2 protein-coding genes are annotated in these 545 nt (G+C 59.6%); both read right to left on the bottom strand.

Annotation, left to right across the window (positions count from 1 at the left end; translation table 11 throughout):
* Positions 1-207 (bottom strand): CoA transferase (locus B3520_RS17020; RefSeq protein WP_286876474.1); only part of this gene is annotated, 207 nt, incomplete at its 3' end.
* A partial coding sequence (locus B3520_RS17015; protein ID WP_286876473.1) for a zinc-binding dehydrogenase occupies positions 204-545 on the bottom strand: 342 nt, incomplete at its 5' end. The genes B3520_RS17015 and B3520_RS17020, both read right to left, overlap by 4 nt.

The raw sequence follows: 545 nt of genomic DNA, 5'->3' as shown, positions 1-545 counted from the left end.
GCGGCCCAGGCTGCGCCACCAGAGTGAGGTGCCGTCTTCCACCACGCGCCAGCCGCGTAGGGCGTCGCCTTTGCCCGGGGGTTCGATTTTTATTACCTCCGCGCCGAAGTAGGCGAGCATGCAGCCGGCGAAGGGGCCGGCGATGAGTTGGCCGAGTTCGATGACGCGGATGCCTTCTAGGGGGCGGTGGGGGGTGGTTTTTGTCATAGGTCGATAATGGCTTTGCCGATCAGGGTGTTGGATTCCATCAGTTCGTGGGCTTTTTGGGTGTCACTTAGTGCAAAGCGGTGGTTTATCAAGGGTTTTACTCGTCCGAGGGCGATCAGGGGCCAGACGCGTTGTTCCAGTTCTCGGGCGATGCCGGCTTTGGCTTCGGTGCTCTGGGCTCTTAGTGTCGAGCCGGTGAGGGTCAGGCGTTTGAGCATTAGGGGCATCAAGTCTACCTCGACTTTGCTGCCGTCTAAAAAAGCGATATTGACGATGCGCCCTTCTTTGGCCGCTGCCTTGATATTGCGCTGGACGTAGTCGCCGCCGACCATGTCCAG

The sequence above is a fragment of the Marinimicrobium sp. UBA4509 genome (assembly GCF_002388575.1).
In the GTDB taxonomy this organism is placed as follows: domain Bacteria; phylum Pseudomonadota; class Gammaproteobacteria; order Pseudomonadales; family Cellvibrionaceae; genus Marinimicrobium; species Marinimicrobium koreense.
Note: the sequence above shows the minus strand (reverse complement) of the source record. Positions and strands in the feature narration are given on the sequence as shown.